The sequence below is a fragment of the Deltaproteobacteria bacterium genome (assembly GCA_016219225.1).
Lineage (GTDB): Bacteria > Desulfobacterota > RBG-13-43-22 > RBG-13-43-22 > RBG-13-43-22 > RBG-13-43-22.
Genome location: JACRBX010000248.1, coordinates 1 through 17026, shown reverse-complemented (window position 1 = coordinate 17026; position 17026 = coordinate 1). Strand labels below are relative to the sequence as shown.

At 50.9% G+C, this 17026-nt stretch carries 17 protein-coding genes and 1 pseudogene; 4 read left to right on the top strand and 14 right to left on the bottom strand.

All coding sequences use genetic code 11. The features are described from left to right. Positions 1 to 377 precede the first annotated feature (377 nt). The 5 genes and pseudogenes from HY879_20690 to gnd form a co-directional block, all read right to left on the bottom strand. A complete protein-coding gene (locus HY879_20690) occupies positions 378 to 1103 on the bottom strand; it encodes a TIGR04283 family arsenosugar biosynthesis glycosyltransferase (protein ID MBI5605758.1) in 726 nt (241 codons plus the stop codon). Further along, positions 1086 to 1712: pseudogene (locus tag HY879_20685) on the bottom strand (TIGR04282 family arsenosugar biosynthesis glycosyltransferase). Before HY879_20685 ends, HY879_20690 begins: the two are co-directional and overlap by 18 nt. A 144-nt stretch (positions 1713 to 1856) precedes the next feature. Continuing rightward, on the bottom strand, positions 1857 to 2813 hold the full coding sequence (gene arsS, locus HY879_20680) for an arsenosugar biosynthesis radical SAM protein ArsS (GenBank protein ID MBI5605757.1): 957 nt from the start codon (positions 2811 to 2813) through the stop codon (positions 1857 to 1859). A gap of 178 nt (positions 2814 to 2991) precedes the next feature. Beyond that, on the bottom strand, positions 2992 to 3324 hold the full coding sequence (locus HY879_20675; protein MBI5605756.1) for a carboxymuconolactone decarboxylase family protein: 333 nt from the start codon (positions 3322 to 3324) through the stop codon (positions 2992 to 2994). Between the two features lie 27 nt (positions 3325 to 3351). Next, the gene (gnd, locus tag HY879_20670; GenBank protein ID MBI5605755.1) at positions 3352 to 4308 is read right to left on the bottom strand and encodes a decarboxylating 6-phosphogluconate dehydrogenase; all 957 of its coding nucleotides are present in this window, start codon (positions 4306 to 4308) and stop codon (positions 3352 to 3354) included. Positions 4309 to 4592: 284 nt separating this feature from the next. Between gnd and gcvH the strand changes: the two genes are divergently transcribed. Further along, positions 4593 to 4967 carry a glycine cleavage system protein GcvH gene (gene gcvH, locus HY879_20665; protein MBI5605754.1) on the top strand — a complete coding sequence of 125 codons (375 nt, stop codon included), beginning with the start codon at positions 4593 to 4595 and terminating at the stop codon, positions 4965 to 4967. Between the two features lie 23 nt (positions 4968 to 4990). Beyond that, positions 4991 to 5449: a hypothetical protein gene (locus HY879_20660; protein ID MBI5605753.1), complete on the top strand. Its 459-nt coding sequence runs from the start codon at positions 4991 to 4993 to the stop codon at positions 5447 to 5449. Between the two features lie 40 nt (positions 5450 to 5489). Here HY879_20660 and HY879_20655 read toward each other — a convergent pair whose 3' ends face one another. The 9 genes from HY879_20655 to HY879_20615 all read right to left on the bottom strand — a co-directional run bounded on the left by HY879_20655 (position 5490) and on the right by HY879_20615 (position 14515). Beyond that, positions 5490 to 6353, bottom strand: a complete 864-nt coding sequence (locus HY879_20655; protein ID MBI5605752.1) for a 3-keto-5-aminohexanoate cleavage protein — start codon at positions 6351 to 6353, stop codon at positions 5490 to 5492. A 94-nt stretch (positions 6354 to 6447) separates the two neighbouring features. Next, positions 6448 to 7290 (bottom strand): N-acyl homoserine lactonase family protein, encoded by an 843-nt coding sequence (locus HY879_20650; protein ID MBI5605751.1) that lies wholly within the window; start codon positions 7288 to 7290, stop codon positions 6448 to 6450. Further along, complete coding sequence (locus HY879_20645) at positions 7290 to 8036, bottom strand: ABC transporter ATP-binding protein (GenBank protein ID MBI5605750.1); 747 nt, start codon at positions 8034 to 8036, stop codon at positions 7290 to 7292. Before HY879_20645 ends, HY879_20650 begins: the two co-directional genes overlap by 1 nt. Further along, positions 8033 to 8773: an ABC transporter ATP-binding protein gene (locus tag HY879_20640; GenBank protein ID MBI5605749.1), complete on the bottom strand. Its 741-nt coding sequence runs from the start codon at positions 8771 to 8773 to the stop codon at positions 8033 to 8035. The genes HY879_20645 and HY879_20640 overlap by 4 nt, the downstream gene beginning before the upstream one ends. Beyond that, complete coding sequence (locus HY879_20635; protein ID MBI5605748.1) at positions 8760 to 9725, bottom strand: branched-chain amino acid ABC transporter permease; 966 nt, start codon at positions 9723 to 9725, stop codon at positions 8760 to 8762. The genes HY879_20640 and HY879_20635 overlap by 14 nt, the downstream gene beginning before the upstream one ends. A gap of 1 nt (position 9726) precedes the next feature. Further along, positions 9727 to 10590, bottom strand: coding sequence for a branched-chain amino acid ABC transporter permease (locus HY879_20630; protein ID MBI5605747.1), 864 nt, complete (start codon positions 10588 to 10590; stop codon positions 9727 to 9729). Between the two features lie 309 nt (positions 10591 to 10899). Next, positions 10900 to 12153, bottom strand: coding sequence for an ABC transporter substrate-binding protein (locus HY879_20625; protein MBI5605746.1), 1254 nt, complete (start codon positions 12151 to 12153; stop codon positions 10900 to 10902). Between the two features lie 120 nt (positions 12154 to 12273). After that, complete coding sequence (gene dsbD / locus HY879_20620) at positions 12274 to 14133, bottom strand: protein-disulfide reductase DsbD (GenBank protein ID MBI5605745.1); 1860 nt, start codon at positions 14131 to 14133, stop codon at positions 12274 to 12276. A 1-nt stretch (position 14134) separates the two neighbouring features. Next, positions 14135 to 14515 carry a hypothetical protein gene (locus HY879_20615; GenBank protein ID MBI5605744.1) on the bottom strand — a complete coding sequence of 127 codons (381 nt, stop codon included), beginning with the start codon at positions 14513 to 14515 and terminating at the stop codon, positions 14135 to 14137. A gap of 509 nt (positions 14516 to 15024) precedes the next feature. Here HY879_20615 and HY879_20610 point away from each other — a divergent pair. Next, positions 15025 to 16188 (top strand): hypothetical protein, encoded by a 1164-nt coding sequence (locus HY879_20610; protein ID MBI5605743.1) that lies wholly within the window; start codon positions 15025 to 15027, stop codon positions 16186 to 16188. 174 nt (positions 16189 to 16362) lie between these two features. After that, positions 16363 to 17026 (top strand): alanine--glyoxylate aminotransferase family protein (locus tag HY879_20605; GenBank protein MBI5605742.1); only part of this gene is annotated, 664 nt, incomplete at its 3' end.

Genomic DNA, 17026 nt, shown 5'->3' with positions numbered 1-17026 from the left:
AATCATTAAGGAATTTTTTGGCCCTATTGCAATGGCTGCAGGTACTTAAGGTATAGAGTTTAATCGGCGGCATAATATCCCCTTTTTCTAATCAACATAAGGTAGAGGTCTTTGCAAAAGTCTAAATTTTAAAAAATTAATTAAATTTAACTTTTGCAAAAAACTCGATAGTGTCATTATACCGACAAGGCGGATATAAAAGCAATTTGTTTTTGGGACAGGATTTTAACACCAGGGATCTGGGATCGGGGGGCAGGGGTCAGTTAAAGAAATAAAGTTGCCGGTTTCAAGAGGGGTTAACCCTTCCTGCAACCTTCAGCCTTCGATATTCGATATTCGATATTCGACATTCGGTTTTTCATGTTTTGTGGCGCCCCTTACCCCTTTTTTTTATGGTACCAGCGGGCCAGGCGATCCGGTGAAAACCCCACTCCGTAAGCTGCTAAGGCAACCTGGTTTTTAAGGGTCGTTCTCCAGATACCAGAATTCTTCCAGCGCCGGGAAGAGGTAAGTACCGGGAGGGGGGCGATGGCTATCCGGCCCTGGCGTCCCAAACGGCGGATCAGATCCAAATCCTCCATGATTGGGATATTCGAAAACCCACCCATGGCCCGAAACCGCTCGGCCCGGAGGAAGATGGCCTGGTCACCATAAGGAAGTTGGAAGAATCTGGAACGCCAGTTGGCCAACCACCCGATGATCCTCAGTCCAAAAAGGGGGGGATCAAATTGGAGTTGAAAGGCCCCGGCCGATATTTCAGGTCTGGAAAGGAGTTGGCAGACCTGATCGGCAAACCCTTCAGGCAGGCGGGTATCAGCATGAAGGAAAAGGAGATATTCCCCCATGGCCTCTTGGGCACCGGTATTCATCTGGCGGGCCCGGCCCCGGGGAGATGAAAGGACTTTGGCCCCCCAGAAGGCGGCCAACCCGGCTGTTCGGTCATTACTCCCGCCATCGACGACAATGGTTTCATAAAATGGCTCAGAGGGAATCCGGGCCAAGGCCAAAGGGATCTCTCGGGCTTCATTTAAGACTGGAATAATGATGGAAATGACCGGCAGGGGTTCCGAAAGACCGGCTTTCCACCGTTCCCATAAGGGCAAGTCCTCTGGCCGATCAATATCCAGCAGGGTGTCGATCAGAAAGAAGCTGAGTCCAAGGGCCCGGGCCTTTTCCAGAGTCCTCCTGAAGACCTCGGGGCTTCCCCAGGGGATATTGGCAAATAAAGGACAGGCTTTTTGTAACCCTATCAAATAATAGCCTCCGTCAAGGGCCGGCCCCAAAATCAGGTCATTATTGCCAAGGCCGTCAAAGGCCTTCTGCAATATTTTTGAGGTCCGGGCCGGACAATCCGACCCGATCAGGACCACGGCCTGGAATCCGTCCCGGAAGGCATCCTGAAAGGCCCTTTCCATGCGGACCCCCAAATCCCCCTTGCCCTGGGGAGAATAAGACAAATCAGGACCCAGCCATTCCTGCATTAAGTGCGCATCTCCCCCCTCGAAGCGGACTTCGATAGACACCGGGCGGGATAAAGTAAGCTCTCTGACCTGTTCCAAAGCCAATTCGGTCATCCGACGGTGCAGTTCACAGGAACCTTCCGGACCAAGAGTCGGGATCAGACGGGTCTTGACCTTGCCGACTTCCGGATAGCGGGTAAAGAGGATGGCCCGTTCTTTAAGGGGCTTATGGGGTACCGGATATTCAACCATTTCGAAATTTGTATTTTGGTAATTAATTCTCATGCCCCTTTGGGGACCAACGAAACATAGAAAGGGTTTTTTTTTAATTCCGCAATCCGCAATCCGCAATCCGAATTCCAAAGGTCCTGTAACTCAGGAACAAATTGTCCCGGCTCAGGTAAACCCGGCCCCGGCAGTGCAGGCATAGCAATGGTCGGAGACGGCGATCGGCGCCCCCGGACGAAGGAGGGGTTTTCCTTCAGAAAGGGGCGTCTTTTTACCTCCCATGAAAAGACCCTGGGATAGATTAAAATCACAATCAAAAAGAAAGCCATCCCAGGAAACAGAAACCATGGTGCGGCACATGACCCCTTCCAGGGCTGCAGGATTGAAGGATTGGGCCAGCTTTTGACAATAGGATTCCAGATTACCCGATTTTGAAAGCCAGAGACGAAATCGGCCGAGAGGAACGTTGGCAAAGGCATAAAGATGATTGAAGACCACACCCCATTTGTTTTTTAAATCGAGACGGAATTTTTTTTCAATCTGTTCCTGAGAGGAAGGCAGATAAGCCCCTGTCGGATTAGCCACCAGATTCAGTTCCAGACCGGAGCCCTCCTGACCATATCCCCGGGCATTGAGGCCCTGCATGGCCCGGATGGATTTTAAAAAGATCCCCTGGCCCCGCTGGGCATCGGCTTGTGAAGGGTTTGAAGAAGGCAGGGAAGCTATAATGGCCACCCGGTACTTTTCTAAAAGGGCTCTCAAAGGATCATGGCTTCCGTCGGACAAGGCCGTCAGATTGGAACGGAGAGAGACCCTTTGGACCAGGGGAGAGATTTCCCGGATGAGCAAAGGCAGATTGGTGTTTAGTTCCGGTGCCCCCCCGGTTATATCGGCCGCCTGAAAAGCCCCTTCCCGGGCGAAGGCCACCACCTCCTGAATGGTTTCAGCAGTCATAATCTCTGAACGATGGGGCCCGGCTTCCAGGTGACAGTGGCGGCATTCCTGGTTGCAGAGCAGGCCCATATTGATCTGAAGGGTCGAGGTTTTGAGCCGGGTGATGCTGCGTTTGTGTTGAGCCAGGGTTTGGGGAAAAGTCGGGATGGCCGTTATGGTGCTTTTGTTCATAATTGATTAAAATAAGGTTGCAAGTTCCAAGTTGCAAGTTGCAAGTAAGGAATTGATGGATACCTGCTCTCCGTCTTCGGTGAATGGCGGTCTCAAGAAAACGGATGCCTTTTTTATTGAGAAATTAAAGGGCATTAACCGTGTTTATCCGTCAAATCCGAGCCAAAAAAATTATCATCTACATGGATATCTTTTGGGCGGCCTTTCGCATCTGAATGCCGTGAACCAGAGAAGCCCCTCCCCGAATGGCCACGGCCACATGGACCGCCTCGGTCATTTCAGTCAGATTGGAACCATTTTCCAGGCAGGCCTGGGTATAAGCATCGATACAGTAAGGACATTGGACGGTATGGGCTACGGCCAGGGCGATCAGACTTTTTTCCCGGGTCGAAAGTTCCCCTTCTGAAAAAACGCAGTTATAATAATCAAAAAATTTTCCTGCCAGCTCCGATCCGTCCTGGCCTATTTCCGGAAACCGGGGAAGGTCCTTAGGGTCATAATAAGATTCCATGAATGTATCTCCTTTATTTGCTTGTAATCATTCGAAAGGTTGTTTTAACTCAGGGCCGACCGTTTTCTGGCCCGGCCCATCCGGAGAGCTGACAACCCCGTGTCCCCCGAACTCCTGGCGGAGTATGGCCAGGACTTTGTCGGAAAAGGAGTCCATTTCCCGGGAACGAAACCTTTGCAAAAGAGACAGGGTAATAACCGGAATGGAGACAGCCGATTCGATGGCCTGTTGGACCGTCCAGCGTCCTTCCCCGGAATCTTCCACATAGCCCTTGATATAGGTGAGTTTCGGATCTTTTTTAAAGGCGTCCTCCAGAAGTTCCAGGAGCCAGGAACGGATAACGCTCCCCCGGTTCCAAAGATGGGCTATTTTTGAAAACTCCAGGTGGTTCCCATAAGGCGAGGCGTTCAGCAGGGAAAAGCCTTCCCCGTAGGCGGCCATCAGGCCATACTCAATCCCATTATGGACCATTTTTACGAAGTGACCGGCCCCCGTTGGGCCGCAATAGGCATATCCTTCAGCGGGAGCCAGGGTCGAAAAGACCGGTTCGAGGGTCAAAAAATCTTCTTTCTCTCCACCGATCATCAGGCAGTAGCCTTCCTTTAACCCCCATATCCCACCGGAGACCCCGGCATCGGCATAATGAATTCCCCTGAATTTTAATTGATCGGCCCTCCTGATGTCATCCTTGTAATAGGTGTTGCCGCCGTCAACCAGGATATCGCCGGGAGAGAGTAAAGGAGTTAAATCCTCTATATGCTGATCAATGACCTGGCCGGCCGGAAGCATCATCCAAAGAATCCGTGGCGGTTTCATTCCGGCTACCAACTCCTGCAAGGAGGCTGTGCCTTCAGCCCCCTCCTTTTCAATGAGCTTGACCTTGTCCTGAGAACGGTTGTAGACAACTACTTCATGCCCTCCCCCAAGGAGACGCCGGGTCATATTCAGGCCCATGCGACCCAGACCTATCAGGGCTAACCTCATGCTCTTTCCCTCTTTTTCATCCCAAGATGTATTCGTATTTTTCTGTTTTCATGTTAATTTTACCACATCCAAGCCAAGAGTGCAAACAGCCCCTTATAAAATTAAAAGTTGACAGACCGTTTAAGGAAGGTTAAAAAAAAATATGGAATATGAAAATGGTAATAAAGAGGGCTATAGGCGATAGGCCGGCCATTTTGAGGTTTTTCATACTTGAAACTTGCATCTTGCAACTTGTAACTTTATTTACTTATACAGACGATAGGTTGAAGAAGGAGAAAATTTAAATGGCCGAGTTGAAGTTTCATAAGGAACATGCCTGGATTTCCATGAACAGTGACCAGGGGACCATCGGGATTTCGGATTATGCCCAGCAACAATTAGGTGAAATTATTTACGTGGATTTGCCGGAAATCGATACTGAAATCAAGGCTGGAGAAACGTTATGCGCCCTGGAGTCCAACAAAGTGGCTACCGATGTAATCGCCCCGGTAAGCGGAGTGGTCATAGAAACCAACGGGGTCTTGGATGATGAACCCGACCGGATCAATTCATCTCCCTACGAGGAAGGGTGGTTGGTTAAGATTTCTTTGAAAAATCCATCCGAGTTGGATGGCCTGATGGACCGGCCGGCTTATGAGCAGTACCTTTCTTCGCTCTGAGTATTTTTAAAAAAGGAGGGCTTATGTCTCCAGCAAGAAGAAAAGACAGATTAAAAAATCTGGTAAAAATGATTGGACTGCTCATAACCATTCTGTCTTTTTTGGGTGTTCTCTCCTGCTATTCCGGGACCAGCAGCACGACCAGTTCCGGCAACTCTTCAGGAACAGGGACAGGTTGGACCATTACGATTCAGATAGGCACAAACCCGTTGCTCTTTAGCAATACGACGGCGATTCTGGCGATAGTCAAGGACAGGACAGGCGCCCCCGCCCCAAGAGGAACCAATGTCTGTACCACGGTGGTCCGGAATGGTTTATTGAAACCAGGTTCCCCTGATTTATTCGCAACCATCTGTGAAACCACCACCAACGACATCGGCCAGACTATACAAACCTATTCTGCTTCGCTGACAACCGGTATCGATACTATAGAAGTTTCTTCCCAGGGGGTAATCGCCCATGCAACCATTACCGTTAATTGATGGGTGAATTTTTTTTATGAGTAACGGGCCTGGGATTTTTTTATCCCTTCAGCCTGAGGATCTTTCTGGCCTCGGCCGGGGTGGCGACCTCTCTTTCGGCCAGATCAATAATACGCCTGGCTACTTCCACCTGTTCCCAGCTTCCCTCGGCCATTTTCCCATTCAAGACCCGGATATTGTCTTCCAGGCCGACCCGGATGTGACCGCCCATGATGGAGGCCATGATGGCGGCCGGGAACTGGTTGGGCCCCACCCCGCAGACGGACCAGGTGGCGTCAGGGGGCAGGAGGCTTTGCATATGAGTCATATTCATCGGAGTAAAGGGAACCCCCCCGGCAACACCGAAGACCAGTTGGAAGTGCATCGGCTCTTCGAAGATCCCCTGTTTGCGAATCAGGAGGATGTTGTAAATGCCCCCGAAGTCATAGGCCTCGCATTCCGGCTTGACCCCATTGGCCCGCATGATTTTGGCGAAATCGATGATCATGTTGAAGGTATTATCGAAGACGTTGTCGCCAAACATTAAAACCTGACCGGTTTTATGATCAACCACGGAAAAATTCATGGAATTGGTATTCAATGAGGCCAGCTCCGGTTTTATTTCCACGATGGGTGCGATTCTTTGCTCGTGGGTCACCCCGGGCCCTATGGCCGAGCTCATATTGATAATCAATTCCGGGCATCTGTTCCTAATAGCCTCGATGGTCTCCCGGATCAGGGAAAGATCTGCCGTCGGGAAGCCGGTATTCGGATCACGGACATGGATGTGCACAATGGCCGCTCCGGCCTTCCAGCATTTATAGGATTCCTCGGCGAATTCTCTGGGGGTATAGGGGACTGCCGGATTCTGTTCTTTACGGGTGGCCGCCCCGGTCAGGGCGGCACTGATGATAACTTTTTCCATCCTTTCCTCCTTGATTTAAATTAGGACGCGGATTTTCGCAGATACCCGCAGATAACTATTCTTTACACCTATCCTCTTAATTTAATTAAATTGCCTATTCAGGGATCTCCAGATCGATCGTTGACCCCGGAAAGGTCTTGCCGCATATTGCCGGATCGTGGCAGGGCAGAAGATGTTTTGGGGTTTTGAGCAGACCGCGGATTTTCCAGATCGAGCGATACCAGGCGTAGTGGTCATAGAGAATCCCGGAGGGGACCCCCAGGGAGCCGTATCGATCGGGGGCGGGTGTAATAGCGACCCTTTTTCCATCCAGACCCAACATCCAGGACATCTTGGGAAACATATTCTGGTAAATATTGATGACGTCCCCTGGAATGACATAAGGGCCGTTTGCAGTATCAATGGCGAAAGTCAAGCCTCCAAGGGTATGGCCTGGGGTGCTATAAAAGCGTATCCCCTCGGTAAATTCCCCATCTCCCACCACCTTACGACAGCGAAATTTATTAAGGACCGGAATGACCGCGGGATCGAAATCCTGTCTGATGCACATCGAAGGAAGAGGGTTGATGAGTTCATTCCATTCATCATAATGGAAAAGGTGCAGGGCTTCGGGGAAAAGGTGGCCATTACCGGCATGATCATTGTGCAGATGGGTATAAAGTACGGTTTCTATCTGATCAGGCCGGGTGGCATGTTTCTTCAGGGCTTCCAATAAAAAAGATTCCCCACCTTTGGCCGGGGCCCCGGCCCAGGCCTTTCCGTCGACGATAAAACGGGAATGAATACCCGTATCCACAAGAATCCTGCGGTCGCCGGAGGCAAGCAGGAAGGCCAGATAGGGGGCGGGAAAAACCAGATTCATGTCCAGCCCTATGGTTCCCATGGCCTTGGGAATGGTGATATCCCCAAGATAGAGCACATGTATTTTCCAGTCCATCAGTCGCATTCTCCTTTTTGCATTCTAATGCTTTTTTTAGAAACCCCCAAATAGGTGGCCTTGATCTCTTCGTTGGCCTGAATATCTTCCGACGTTCCCTGAAAAACCAGATGACCGTTATCGATAATATAGTGGCGGTCTCCCACCTTCAGGGCCATCTGGAGATGTTGCTCGGCCAGAAGAATGGTCATCCCTTTTTGTTTCATTTCCAGAATGGATTGACCGATCTGCTCTATAACAATGGGGGCCAATCCTTCCGTGGGCTCATCCATAAGGATTAATCTCGCCGGACCCAGGAGCGCCCGGGCATTAGCTACCATCTGCAACTGTCCTCCGGACAGGGTCCGACTCTTGTCATGCCTTTTTTCTTTTAGAACCGGAAAAAGGGCATAGGCCTTGGCCAGCTCCATTTTAGCATCTTTGATGCCTGTGGCAACCAGGGCCAGCCTCAAGTTTTCTTCCACGGTCAGCATGGGGAAAATATGTCGGCCTTGGGGAATAAGGCGCACACCGCTGCGGAAGATTTCATAAGGTTTTTTACCCTGCATTTCCCGGCCGAAAATGGCTACTTTCCCCGACCGTGGCGGGGTAAGCCCGATAATCGAACGGATGGTGGTGGTTTTTCCTGCCCCATTTCTTCCCAACAGGCAGACCACTTCCCCTTCTCGCACGTTAAGTGATAGTCCGTGCAGGACATGGCTGATGTCGTAATAACTGTGGATTTCTTCCAATGTCAGGGCGCTCATACCCCCCCCAAATAAACCCGGCAGACTTCCGGATTATCGGCCACTTCTTCGGGTGAGCCCTCGGCAATTTTTCTGCCGAAATTCAAAACGATGATAGTGTCGGAAATGTTCATGACAATATCCATATTATGCTCGATGAGCAGGATGGTAAAATCCCGGGAAAGATCCTTGATCAGGTCCATAGTCAGAGAGGCCTCAGCCGGGGACATACCGCTGGTCGGCTCATCCAAAAGGAGGAGTTCCGGGCCGGTGGCCAAAGTCATGCCGATCTCGAGATGGCGCTGATCGCCGTGGCTGAGCTGACCGGCCGGCATTCCCTGCCACTGGTCGAGGCCGATCCGTTTCAGGATCTCCCCGGTCCGTCTTTTTACCTCATCCATCTTTTGAAATCGGGTAAAAAGGTTCATCCTTTTCGGGGACCGGGTTTGAACGGCCAGAAAGATGTTTTCCCAGACCGTGAGTCTCTGGTAGATATTAGTGATCTGAAAAGAGCGGGCCAGACCGGCCAGGGTAATTTCATGCTCTTTCATCCGGGAGATGTCGCGTTCCTTGAAGAGGATGGTGCCCGAACTGACCGGAAAACGTCCGGAGATGACATTAAAAAGGGTGGTTTTGCCGGCCCCGTTCGGTCCGATGACGCTGGTAATCTTACCGACTTCGACAGCCAGATCGATCTGAGAGAGGACCTGCAGGGCCCCGAAGCTTTTTCCAACCCCCTGCAATTCAAGGATGGCCATGGTCTCTTCCTTTTCTCAGCCGCTCCCCGATCCGGCGGCCGATGGCCATGACCCCGCCGGGGCTGAATAAGATGACGGCGGCAAAAATAGCGCCCAGGATCATCATCCAGGATTCGGCTAACCAACTGGAAAGGATATCCCCTAAAATGATTACCAGGCCGGATCCGATCATCGGCCCGATCAGCGTACCCATGCCGCCCAGAAGGGCCATCATGATGATCTCCCCCGAGATGGCCGGGTGATAGAGATTGGGAGAAACAAAAGAGTTGAAGGCCGCTAAAAGGGCACCGGCCAGGCCTCCGTAAATGCCCGACACTACAAATACCCGCAGGATGGTCTTCCGGGTATCGTAGCCCAGGAACTTGGTCCGTTCCTCGTTTTCCCTGACCCCGACCATGACCCTTCCAAAGGCACTCCGGGTGATTAACCGGGCCAATAGATAGCCGGCAATAAGGCAGACCAGGGTAAAATAATAAAAGGAATTTTCCCCGGAAAGATTCAACCCGGGGAAGATGATGGGCTTGGGAACACCCGAAAGGCCGTTGGAAGCACCGACGAATTCCAGGGTGTTGGCGGTAACAAAAAAGAACTGGGAAAAGGCAAAGGTCAGAAAGACGAAATAAATTTCCCGGGTGCGGATCGATAAATATCCGATGATATAGGCGACGACGGCGCTGGCTAAGACGGTGAGCAAAAGGGGGGGCCAGAACCAGGGAGTCCAATGTTTGAGAATCATGCCGGTCAGATAAGCCCCGGTGCCGAAAAACAGGGCGTGGCCATAAGAAATCATTCCAGTATACCCGGCCAGCAGGTCAAAGCCGACCACGATCAGGGCATAAATAAAGATCCGGGTGAGCAGGGAGACATAGAAACTGCTGTAGAGGATATTGGCGCCCAGGGGAAAGGCCGTCAAAACGGCTAAAACGATAAAGAACGTTAAGCGGCCTTTCACTTTAATCCTCCTTAATAAGGCCTTCCGGGCGGAAGAGGAGGACAACAACCATCAACACCCAGACTGAAAATTTGGCAGCTCCGGTAAAAAATTGAGCCCCGAAGGCATCGGTGATACCCAGAAGGAGTGAGCCGACCACGGCCCCGCGAAAAGAGCCCATTCCGCCGATAACGACCACCAGAAGGGCGCTGGTCAGGAGTTCAAAGTCCATCTCCGGGTTGATGGCCCGCATGGACCCGATGATCACCCCGGCCAGGGCGGCCAGGCCGGCCCCGATGGCAAAAACGATGGTGAAGACCCGGTAAATATTGATCCCGAAGGCATTGACCGTCTCCAGGTCGTGCATACCGGCCCGGATGACAATACCCCATTTGGTCCGGCTGATGGTGATCCAGAGAACCACGGCAATGGCGGCGCTGAACAAGAGGACAAACAGACGGAAACGGGGGTAATCCACACCCCAAAAATGAAAGTAGCCCTTAAAATAAACAGGGAGGGTGATGGCAAGCTGATCTCCTCCCCAGAAAAGGAGCACGGCATTGGCGATGATCATGGCCAGACCAACGGTCAACAAAAGCTGGTATAAAGGGTTTAACCCATAGAGGGGCCGAATAGTAAAGGACTCCATGAGAATCCCTATGCCGGCCACGATCAGCGGTGCCAGGATCATGGCCAGCCAAAAGTTTCCTGTAACCTGGACCAGGGTATAGCCGAAATAGGCCCCTAACATGCACAATCCCCCATGGGCAAAGTTGAGCACTCCCATGACCCCGAAGGTCAGGGACAGCCCGCTGGCAATGAGGATCAGGGCGCTGCCGATGGTGACTCCGTAAAGGAGGTTTGTTAGTATCAGTGAAAGATCCAAGATCGTCAGGGTCCTCTTCCAATTTCGGATTTCGGATTGCCGAATTAACACTCCAGCGACACTTTTCTCGTCATTCCCGAATTTTTTTATCGGGAATCCAGGTTTTTCCAGAAAATGAGAAATCAAAACCCCTGGATTCCGCTCCCCGATTAAGACATTCGAGGACAAGCTTAAAACATGCCGGAATGACGAACAAGGAGACACATTAGAAAAAAAGTCGCTGTATTAAAAAACCGGTAATAATTTAGCCCTTGGTATTAAATTGGTATTAAAAGGGTTGGGCTGATGGCTGATCGCTGATCGCTTCCTTTACTTCGCCATCTTGCACTCACCGCCCGGGGCATCAGAACCCGAATAAGGTGTACCGAAGTTTCCCACGCTGGCGGCTGTTTTAAGGAAAAACTTCCCGTCTTTTTTCTGGACCTGGAAGAGATAAATAGGGACATTGGCCACATGGTTGGGATCCATTTTGATGTGTCCACGGGGGCTTCTGTAATCCACCTTTTCAATGCCATTGATGATTTTATCCGTATCTTCCGGATTGCCGCCGGCCGCCTCCAGGCCTTTGACCATCATTGTCCCTACTTCGTAACCAAGAATCACGCTCTCATCCGCCATTTCACCGGGAAACATCTTGGCATAAGCGGCCTTAAAGGCATCATTTTCTTTGTTTTCTAACCAATGGCTGTAATGAAAGACATGGTAATTGCCGATGGCGGCATCGCCCATGGCCGGCAGCAAAGCCGGACCGAATCCTCCCAATCCGACGATGATCGGAATTTTTTCTTTTTGGAGTCCGAATTCGGCATATTGTTTGGTGAAATTAACCAGATCATTCCCACCGATGAAACCGAAGATACCATCCGGCTTGGGATTGGCACTTTTGATTTTTGCCAGGTAGGGGGCATACTCTGTTGTCCCCAGGGGGGCGAAGAAAGACCCCACTACCTGACCGCCCTTTTTCTCAAAGGGTTCCTTGAAGAATTTCGTAACCTCATGGCCGGTGGAATAATCGGCTCCGATGAGGTAGACCTTTTTCCCCAGGGTCTTCAGAAACCAGTCGGCAGCCGGATAGCTCTGGTTCCAGGGGGTATGGCCGCAGAGGAAGGTGTAGTGGCTGCAGGCTTCGCCGCAGAGCTTGATATTGGCCCCGTAGGCCAGAAGCATGAGTTTCTTTTTCGGCTTGAGCATCTCACTGACGGCCAGGGATTCATGGCCGGCAATGGGCCCTAATAACAGATGGACCTTTTCTTTCTCGAAAAGCTTCTGTGCCTTTTCAATGGCCACATTGGGTTTCCCCTGGGTATCTTCAACAAAGAACTTGACCTGGTCCTTGAATTTGGACTGGGCAAAGGCCAACCGGGCTCCATTCTCCACCCTTTTCCCGACTATGGCATAGACCCCTGAATAAGTAAGGGTCATGCCCACCCGGATCTCTGGATTGGCGGCCAGGGCCGGGAAAAATGGACCTGACAGGGCGGTGACCGCCGCTGCGGCGGCTGTTCCTTTTATAAATTCCCTGCGATTGATGCCCAATTCTGCACTTTCTGGATTTTTTTTCATAGAGCCCCCCTTTTTTTAATGAAGTTTCAGGTTGCAAGTTTCAAGCTGCAAGTGGAATATTATAAAAAACATCCTCATTATTATGGCCGTGGTGCTTCCCCGAAGTGTGGGTGTTTTGAATTATCGCGCCCGAACCTTATCGAGGATTGTTGTAAAATCCCCCGCCTTGTGAAATCCAATTACCCTGGTCTCCGGGATTTCTTTTCCCGCTTGATCAAAAAACAGGACCGCCGGCGGTCCGAAGAGGCCGAATTTTTTTAAAAAGGCGATAGACGCTTCGTTGCTTTGGGTCACGTCGGCTTTCAGGAGCTTCAGGCCTTTTACTTTTTCAATGACTTGAGGATCTCTGAAAGTAGAATACTCCATTTCTTTGCAAGCCGTGCACCAGTCGGCTGAAACGTCAAGCATGATCATTTGTCCGCGACTCTTCTTTAAATAAACGTCTAACTGATTCAGATCGGTTATTCGTTCAAAAGACAGGCCGGCGGCCGGGGAGGCCGGGTTTTTTTGATCGGAGACCGGCGCTGATTGGTGACCGATTCCGGAGAGCGGTTGAAGCAGGTCCCGCCCGCCCATCATGGCGCCGATCAGCAAGGCTGCCCCCAGGATCAGGGCGATGATACCGACCCCTTTTTGGAACTTGATGAACCCATTGGACGGCCGGGGAAGAGGGTCCAGAGCGGAAAGATAAATGGAACAGATGATCAGCAAAGCCCCCCAAAGAAACATTGGGAGGGTTTCGGGAAGGACCGGAGAAACCAGCCACAAGGCCACGGCTATGAGGAGGACCCCGAAAAAGGCCTTCACGGCATTCATCCAGGTCCCGGCCCTGGGCAATAAGGCCCCGGCCGAGGTGCCGATAATCAACAGGGGGACACCCATACCCAGGGACAATGAAAATAAGGCCGAGCCACCCAGCCAGACACTATTGGTCTGACCGATATAAAGCAAGGCCCCGGCTAAGGGAGCGGTAATGCAGGGGCCGATAATAATAGCTGAAAGCAAGCCCATAAGGAAGACCCCGGTACAAGTCCCGGCCGTGCAACGGTTGGATGCGGCTGAAAATTTGCTTTGAATAAAACTGGGGACCTGCAGTTCATAGAAGCCGAACATCGAAAAGGCCAGAAAGATAAAAACCAGGGCAAAGGCGCTCAGAACCCAGGGATTTTGAAGGGCCACCGCAATCAACCGGCCGGAGAAGCCGGCGGCAACACCGGCCGCCGAATAGGTCAAGGCCATGCCCATCACATAAGTGAGCGAAAGGGAAAAGGCCCGCTTTTTGGTCAGGTCTTTGCCTTGAGCGACAATGATCCCGGATATAATCGGGATCATGGGAAAAACACAAGGGGTTAAAGAAAGCAAAAGACCAAACCCGAAGAAGCTTAAAATGATCCAGAAAAAGTTACCGGTCCCGAACAGCCGGGCGATTTCGGATGTCTCCGTAACCACTCCGGCACCCGGTAATGGCGGGTTGATACCCCGCCCGTTAGAGGAGGCTGAAGGAAGGGGGGCCAGGGCCAACCGGACCTTTTGGGTCTTTGGCGGATAACAAAGGCCGGCATCCGAACACCCCTGGTAGGTTATGGCCAGGGTTATCGGCTCCCCGGCTGAAGTAACCGGGATCATGGGGATCATAATGGCCGATTCGCCGCGAAAAATTTCGGTCCGTCCAAAGGCCGGGTCTTCTTTGACCTGACCGGCCGGGAATTGGGGGGGGCCAAGCTTTATTTGGGACGGTTCAATGGCAAATTTCATTTTATCCCGGTAAAGATAGTGTCCCGGGGCTATCTGAAAACGGACTTCAATAAGATCTGGTTTTAATGCCCTGGCTTGAAGGGAAAAGGCCTGCTCGGGCTTCAGGGGCTGGGCTGAGGCAACAAAAAGGGGTAGCAGGAATAAAAAAGAAAAGGTTATAAAGGTTATAAAGGATAAATCCTTGAACCTTGAACCTTGAACCTTGAACCTTGAACCTTGAATCATCTTATGGCTTAAAAACGAAAATACTGACGTAAGCAAAGGCCCCCCGATAGGAGGCCGTGACCTGATCCACACCGGGGATGGTAGCGCTACCGGAGGCCGGTGCCGTGTAGGTGGAGGTAGAGACCCCGCCGCTTATAATACCTGTATTTATCGGAAAAGTAGCTCCTAATGAAGATGTAAAGGTAACCGCACCGGACGTCGAATCATTAACCGGATTCCCCTGGGCATCTTTCACCGAGGCGATCAGGGTCGTTTGACCCCCGGCGGGTATATTCGTTTGCGTAGCGGTGAGATTGACCGAATAACCGCTCCCCGACCCGAATCCGCTGGATGAAGAAGAATTGGAGGAACAGCCCGCCATCATCATTGAAGCACAGAGCATTAACCCCAAAAGAAAACATTTTATATAAGACAGTCCCGGCTCCTTCCCGTTGAACTCGAATCAGGTTGACTTTCTCGCTCGTTATTCCGGCCTCCGTCCCGGAGGGTTTCCAGGCCGGAGGGGAGGGCGAAAACCGGAATCCAGGGTCTTTTTGTCTCAAAATAATTTCTGGATTCCGGCTTTCGCCGGAATGACGTAATGCGAGTTTTGGCGACTTCTTACCTGTTCATCATAACTTAATATCCAATTTAATAATCTATCCAACTTTTTGTCAAGTTAATTTAATGAGATAAGATAAAAAAAATAAACTTTTTCATAAAAAAATTCTTGACATAAGAAATACAACCTGTTATGCAAAAGAGACGATTCGAAAAAATTTCGGATAAAGGGGGTGGTCGGCAGATTTTAGAAATAAAATAAGGAAGTTGGCAGTAGCGGTTTTTAAGGATTGGAGTGCATGTTTTTAGAAGAAGAGATTATTTTAAAAACACCAAAAAGGAGAAAAAGAGATGATGAAAAAATTAGGCTTGATTGCATTGGTCATGGGCCTGGTAACCGCTTTGGCCATGCCGGTTCTGGCCTTTAGCATCGACGGTGCCAAAGGTCAAAAGATGTATATCGGCGGCTTGATCCAGACAGATTTCGGTTACTGGAACCGGAGTAAGGAAAGGACCGGGGCCGGGGAAGATAACACCCAGTTTATCACCTCGGTAATCAACAGTTCCCGGGTCAGAGGATCTTTTGAAGTGGGTGACGTCGGCGGTTACTGGGAATTGGGTAACGGCGGTGAAGTCCAGGGTGCCACGGGCGAGGGTGTGGGTACCACCAACTACATCGAAACCCGTAAATTGTATGGATGGTATAAATTCGGCAACTGCGAAATCCGGGCTGGAAAAGACGATGGTTACTTGTACACCCTCGTGGCTTCTCCGCTCATGGGTTTGAATAACGGCTTCCATGTGGTCGGCTTCGGTTTTGGCTCGGTGTATGATTCCCGGAACCCGCAAGTCCGTTTTACCCAGAATGTCTCCAAGCAATTCGGGTATGCCGTTACCTTGCTGCAGCCTGATGTCAAGGTCGATAGCACCAGGACCTCTTATGCCACCCTGCCGACCGTCGCCGTCAAGTTGAATTTGAATTTCGGCGCCATCAGCCTCTACCCGGCCGGTTTGTATCAACAGATCAAATGGGATAAAATGCCCAGCGGATTTGATGATACTATGACGGCCTGGTATGGCGTATTACCGGTGAAAGTGGCTGTCGGTGGTTTTACCGGTATCGTTCAAGGGGGCTACGGCCAGAATATCGCCGGGCCGCTGGCTTTGGAAAGTGCTTTCCAATCCTATCGGCGGGATGCCGAGGGGAAGGTTAAGAATACCACGGGTGTGAATGCCTTTGTGGATCTGGCCTATACCTTCGGGCCGGCTACGCCTCATTTATATTTCGGCTATGATAATGCCAAGAACAGCGATGTTTATGGCAAGTTAGCCAATTCGGATGATAACAATACCCGGTTGATGTATGGTATCAGTATCCGCTACAATGTGGCTCCTGGTTTCATATTATCCCCGGAATTTACCATGTATGACTATGGTAAGGATCCCACCAAGGCCAACAAGCCTGATCTTGGCAAGGAATGGTTAGGCGGTTTGACCTTCTTGTTTGTTTTCTAAATTTTAAATCGTACCTGAAAAAAACCCCGGAGGGGCGACCCTCCGGGGTTTTTTTTTGGTCATAATCGGGTTAATTCAGGGTTAATGTATTGACAAAACCTTACCCAATTGGTAAAAGAAAAATCATGTAATTTTTTTCACCAATTATATTTTTACTAAATTTCTGGAGGCGTTATGCAAAAACGTTATTTGATGGCCCCTGGTCCGACACCGGTGGCTCCGGAGACCTTGCTGGCCATGGCCGAACCTATAATCCATCACCGATCCCCCCAATTTTCAGCTATCCTGGCCGAGGTCGAGGAAGGGCTGAAATTCATTTTCCAAACCAAAAACGAGGTCCTCATCCTGGTTGCTTCCGGGACCGGGGCCATGGAAGGGGCGGTGACTAATTTTTTGTCGGCCGGAGACAAGGCCCTGGTGATCCGGGGCGGTAAATTCGGCGAACGGTGGGAAGAAATCTGTACGGCTTACGGGGTGAAGGCCATTACCCTTGATGTGGAATGGGGCAAGTCTATTCGGCCCGAACGCATTGAGGCAGCTTTAGAAAACGATAAGGCAATCAAGGCCGTTTATATTCAGGCCCATGAAACGTCCACTGGCGTCAAGCACCCGGTGGAGGCCATCGGGGAAATAGTCCAAAAGTACCCGGGGACCATCCTGGTCGTGGATGCCATCTCGGCCCTGGGGGTCTATGATCTTAAGACCGACGATTGGCATATTGATATCCTGGTTTCCGGTTCACAGAAGGCCTTGATGCTTCCCCCGGGACTGGCCTTCGCCAGTGTCAGCGAAAAGGCCTGGGGATTGAACAAAACCGCTAGCCTGCCCCGGTTTTATT

Excerpts from the sequence above, each read along its gene's own strand:
- arsS (MBI5605757.1), bottom strand. The coding sequence starts at position 2,813 with ATGAACAAAAGCACCATAACGGCCATCCCGACTTTTCCCCAAACCCTG.
- HY879_20675 (MBI5605756.1), bottom strand. The coding sequence starts at position 3,324 with ATGGAATCTTATTATGACCCTAAGGACCTTCCCCGGTTTCCGGAAATA.
- gnd (MBI5605755.1), bottom strand. The coding sequence starts at position 4,308 with ATGAGGTTAGCCCTGATAGGTCTGGGTCGCATGGGCCTGAATATGACC.
- gcvH (MBI5605754.1), top strand. The coding sequence starts at position 4,593 with ATGGCCGAGTTGAAGTTTCATAAGGAACATGCCTGGATTTCCATGAAC.
- HY879_20660 (MBI5605753.1), top strand. The coding sequence starts at position 4,991 with ATGTCTCCAGCAAGAAGAAAAGACAGATTAAAAAATCTGGTAAAAATG.
- HY879_20655 (MBI5605752.1), bottom strand. The coding sequence starts at position 6,353 with ATGGAAAAAGTTATCATCAGTGCCGCCCTGACCGGGGCGGCCACCCGT.
- HY879_20650 (MBI5605751.1), bottom strand. The coding sequence starts at position 7,290 with ATGGACTGGAAAATACATGTGCTCTATCTTGGGGATATCACCATTCCC.
- HY879_20645 (MBI5605750.1), bottom strand. The coding sequence starts at position 8,036 with ATGAGCGCCCTGACATTGGAAGAAATCCACAGTTATTACGACATCAGC.
- HY879_20640 (MBI5605749.1), bottom strand. The coding sequence starts at position 8,773 with ATGGCCATCCTTGAATTGCAGGGGGTTGGAAAAAGCTTCGGGGCCCTG.
- HY879_20625 (MBI5605746.1), bottom strand. The coding sequence starts at position 12,153 with ATGAAAAAAAATCCAGAAAGTGCAGAATTGGGCATCAATCGCAGGGAA.
- dsbD (MBI5605745.1), bottom strand. The coding sequence starts at position 14,133 with ATGATTCAAGGTTCAAGGTTCAAGGTTCAAGGTTCAAGGTTCAAGGAT.
- HY879_20615 (MBI5605744.1), bottom strand. The coding sequence starts at position 14,515 with ATGCTCTGTGCTTCAATGATGATGGCGGGCTGTTCCTCCAATTCTTCT.
- HY879_20610 (MBI5605743.1), top strand. The coding sequence starts at position 15,025 with ATGATGAAAAAATTAGGCTTGATTGCATTGGTCATGGGCCTGGTAACC.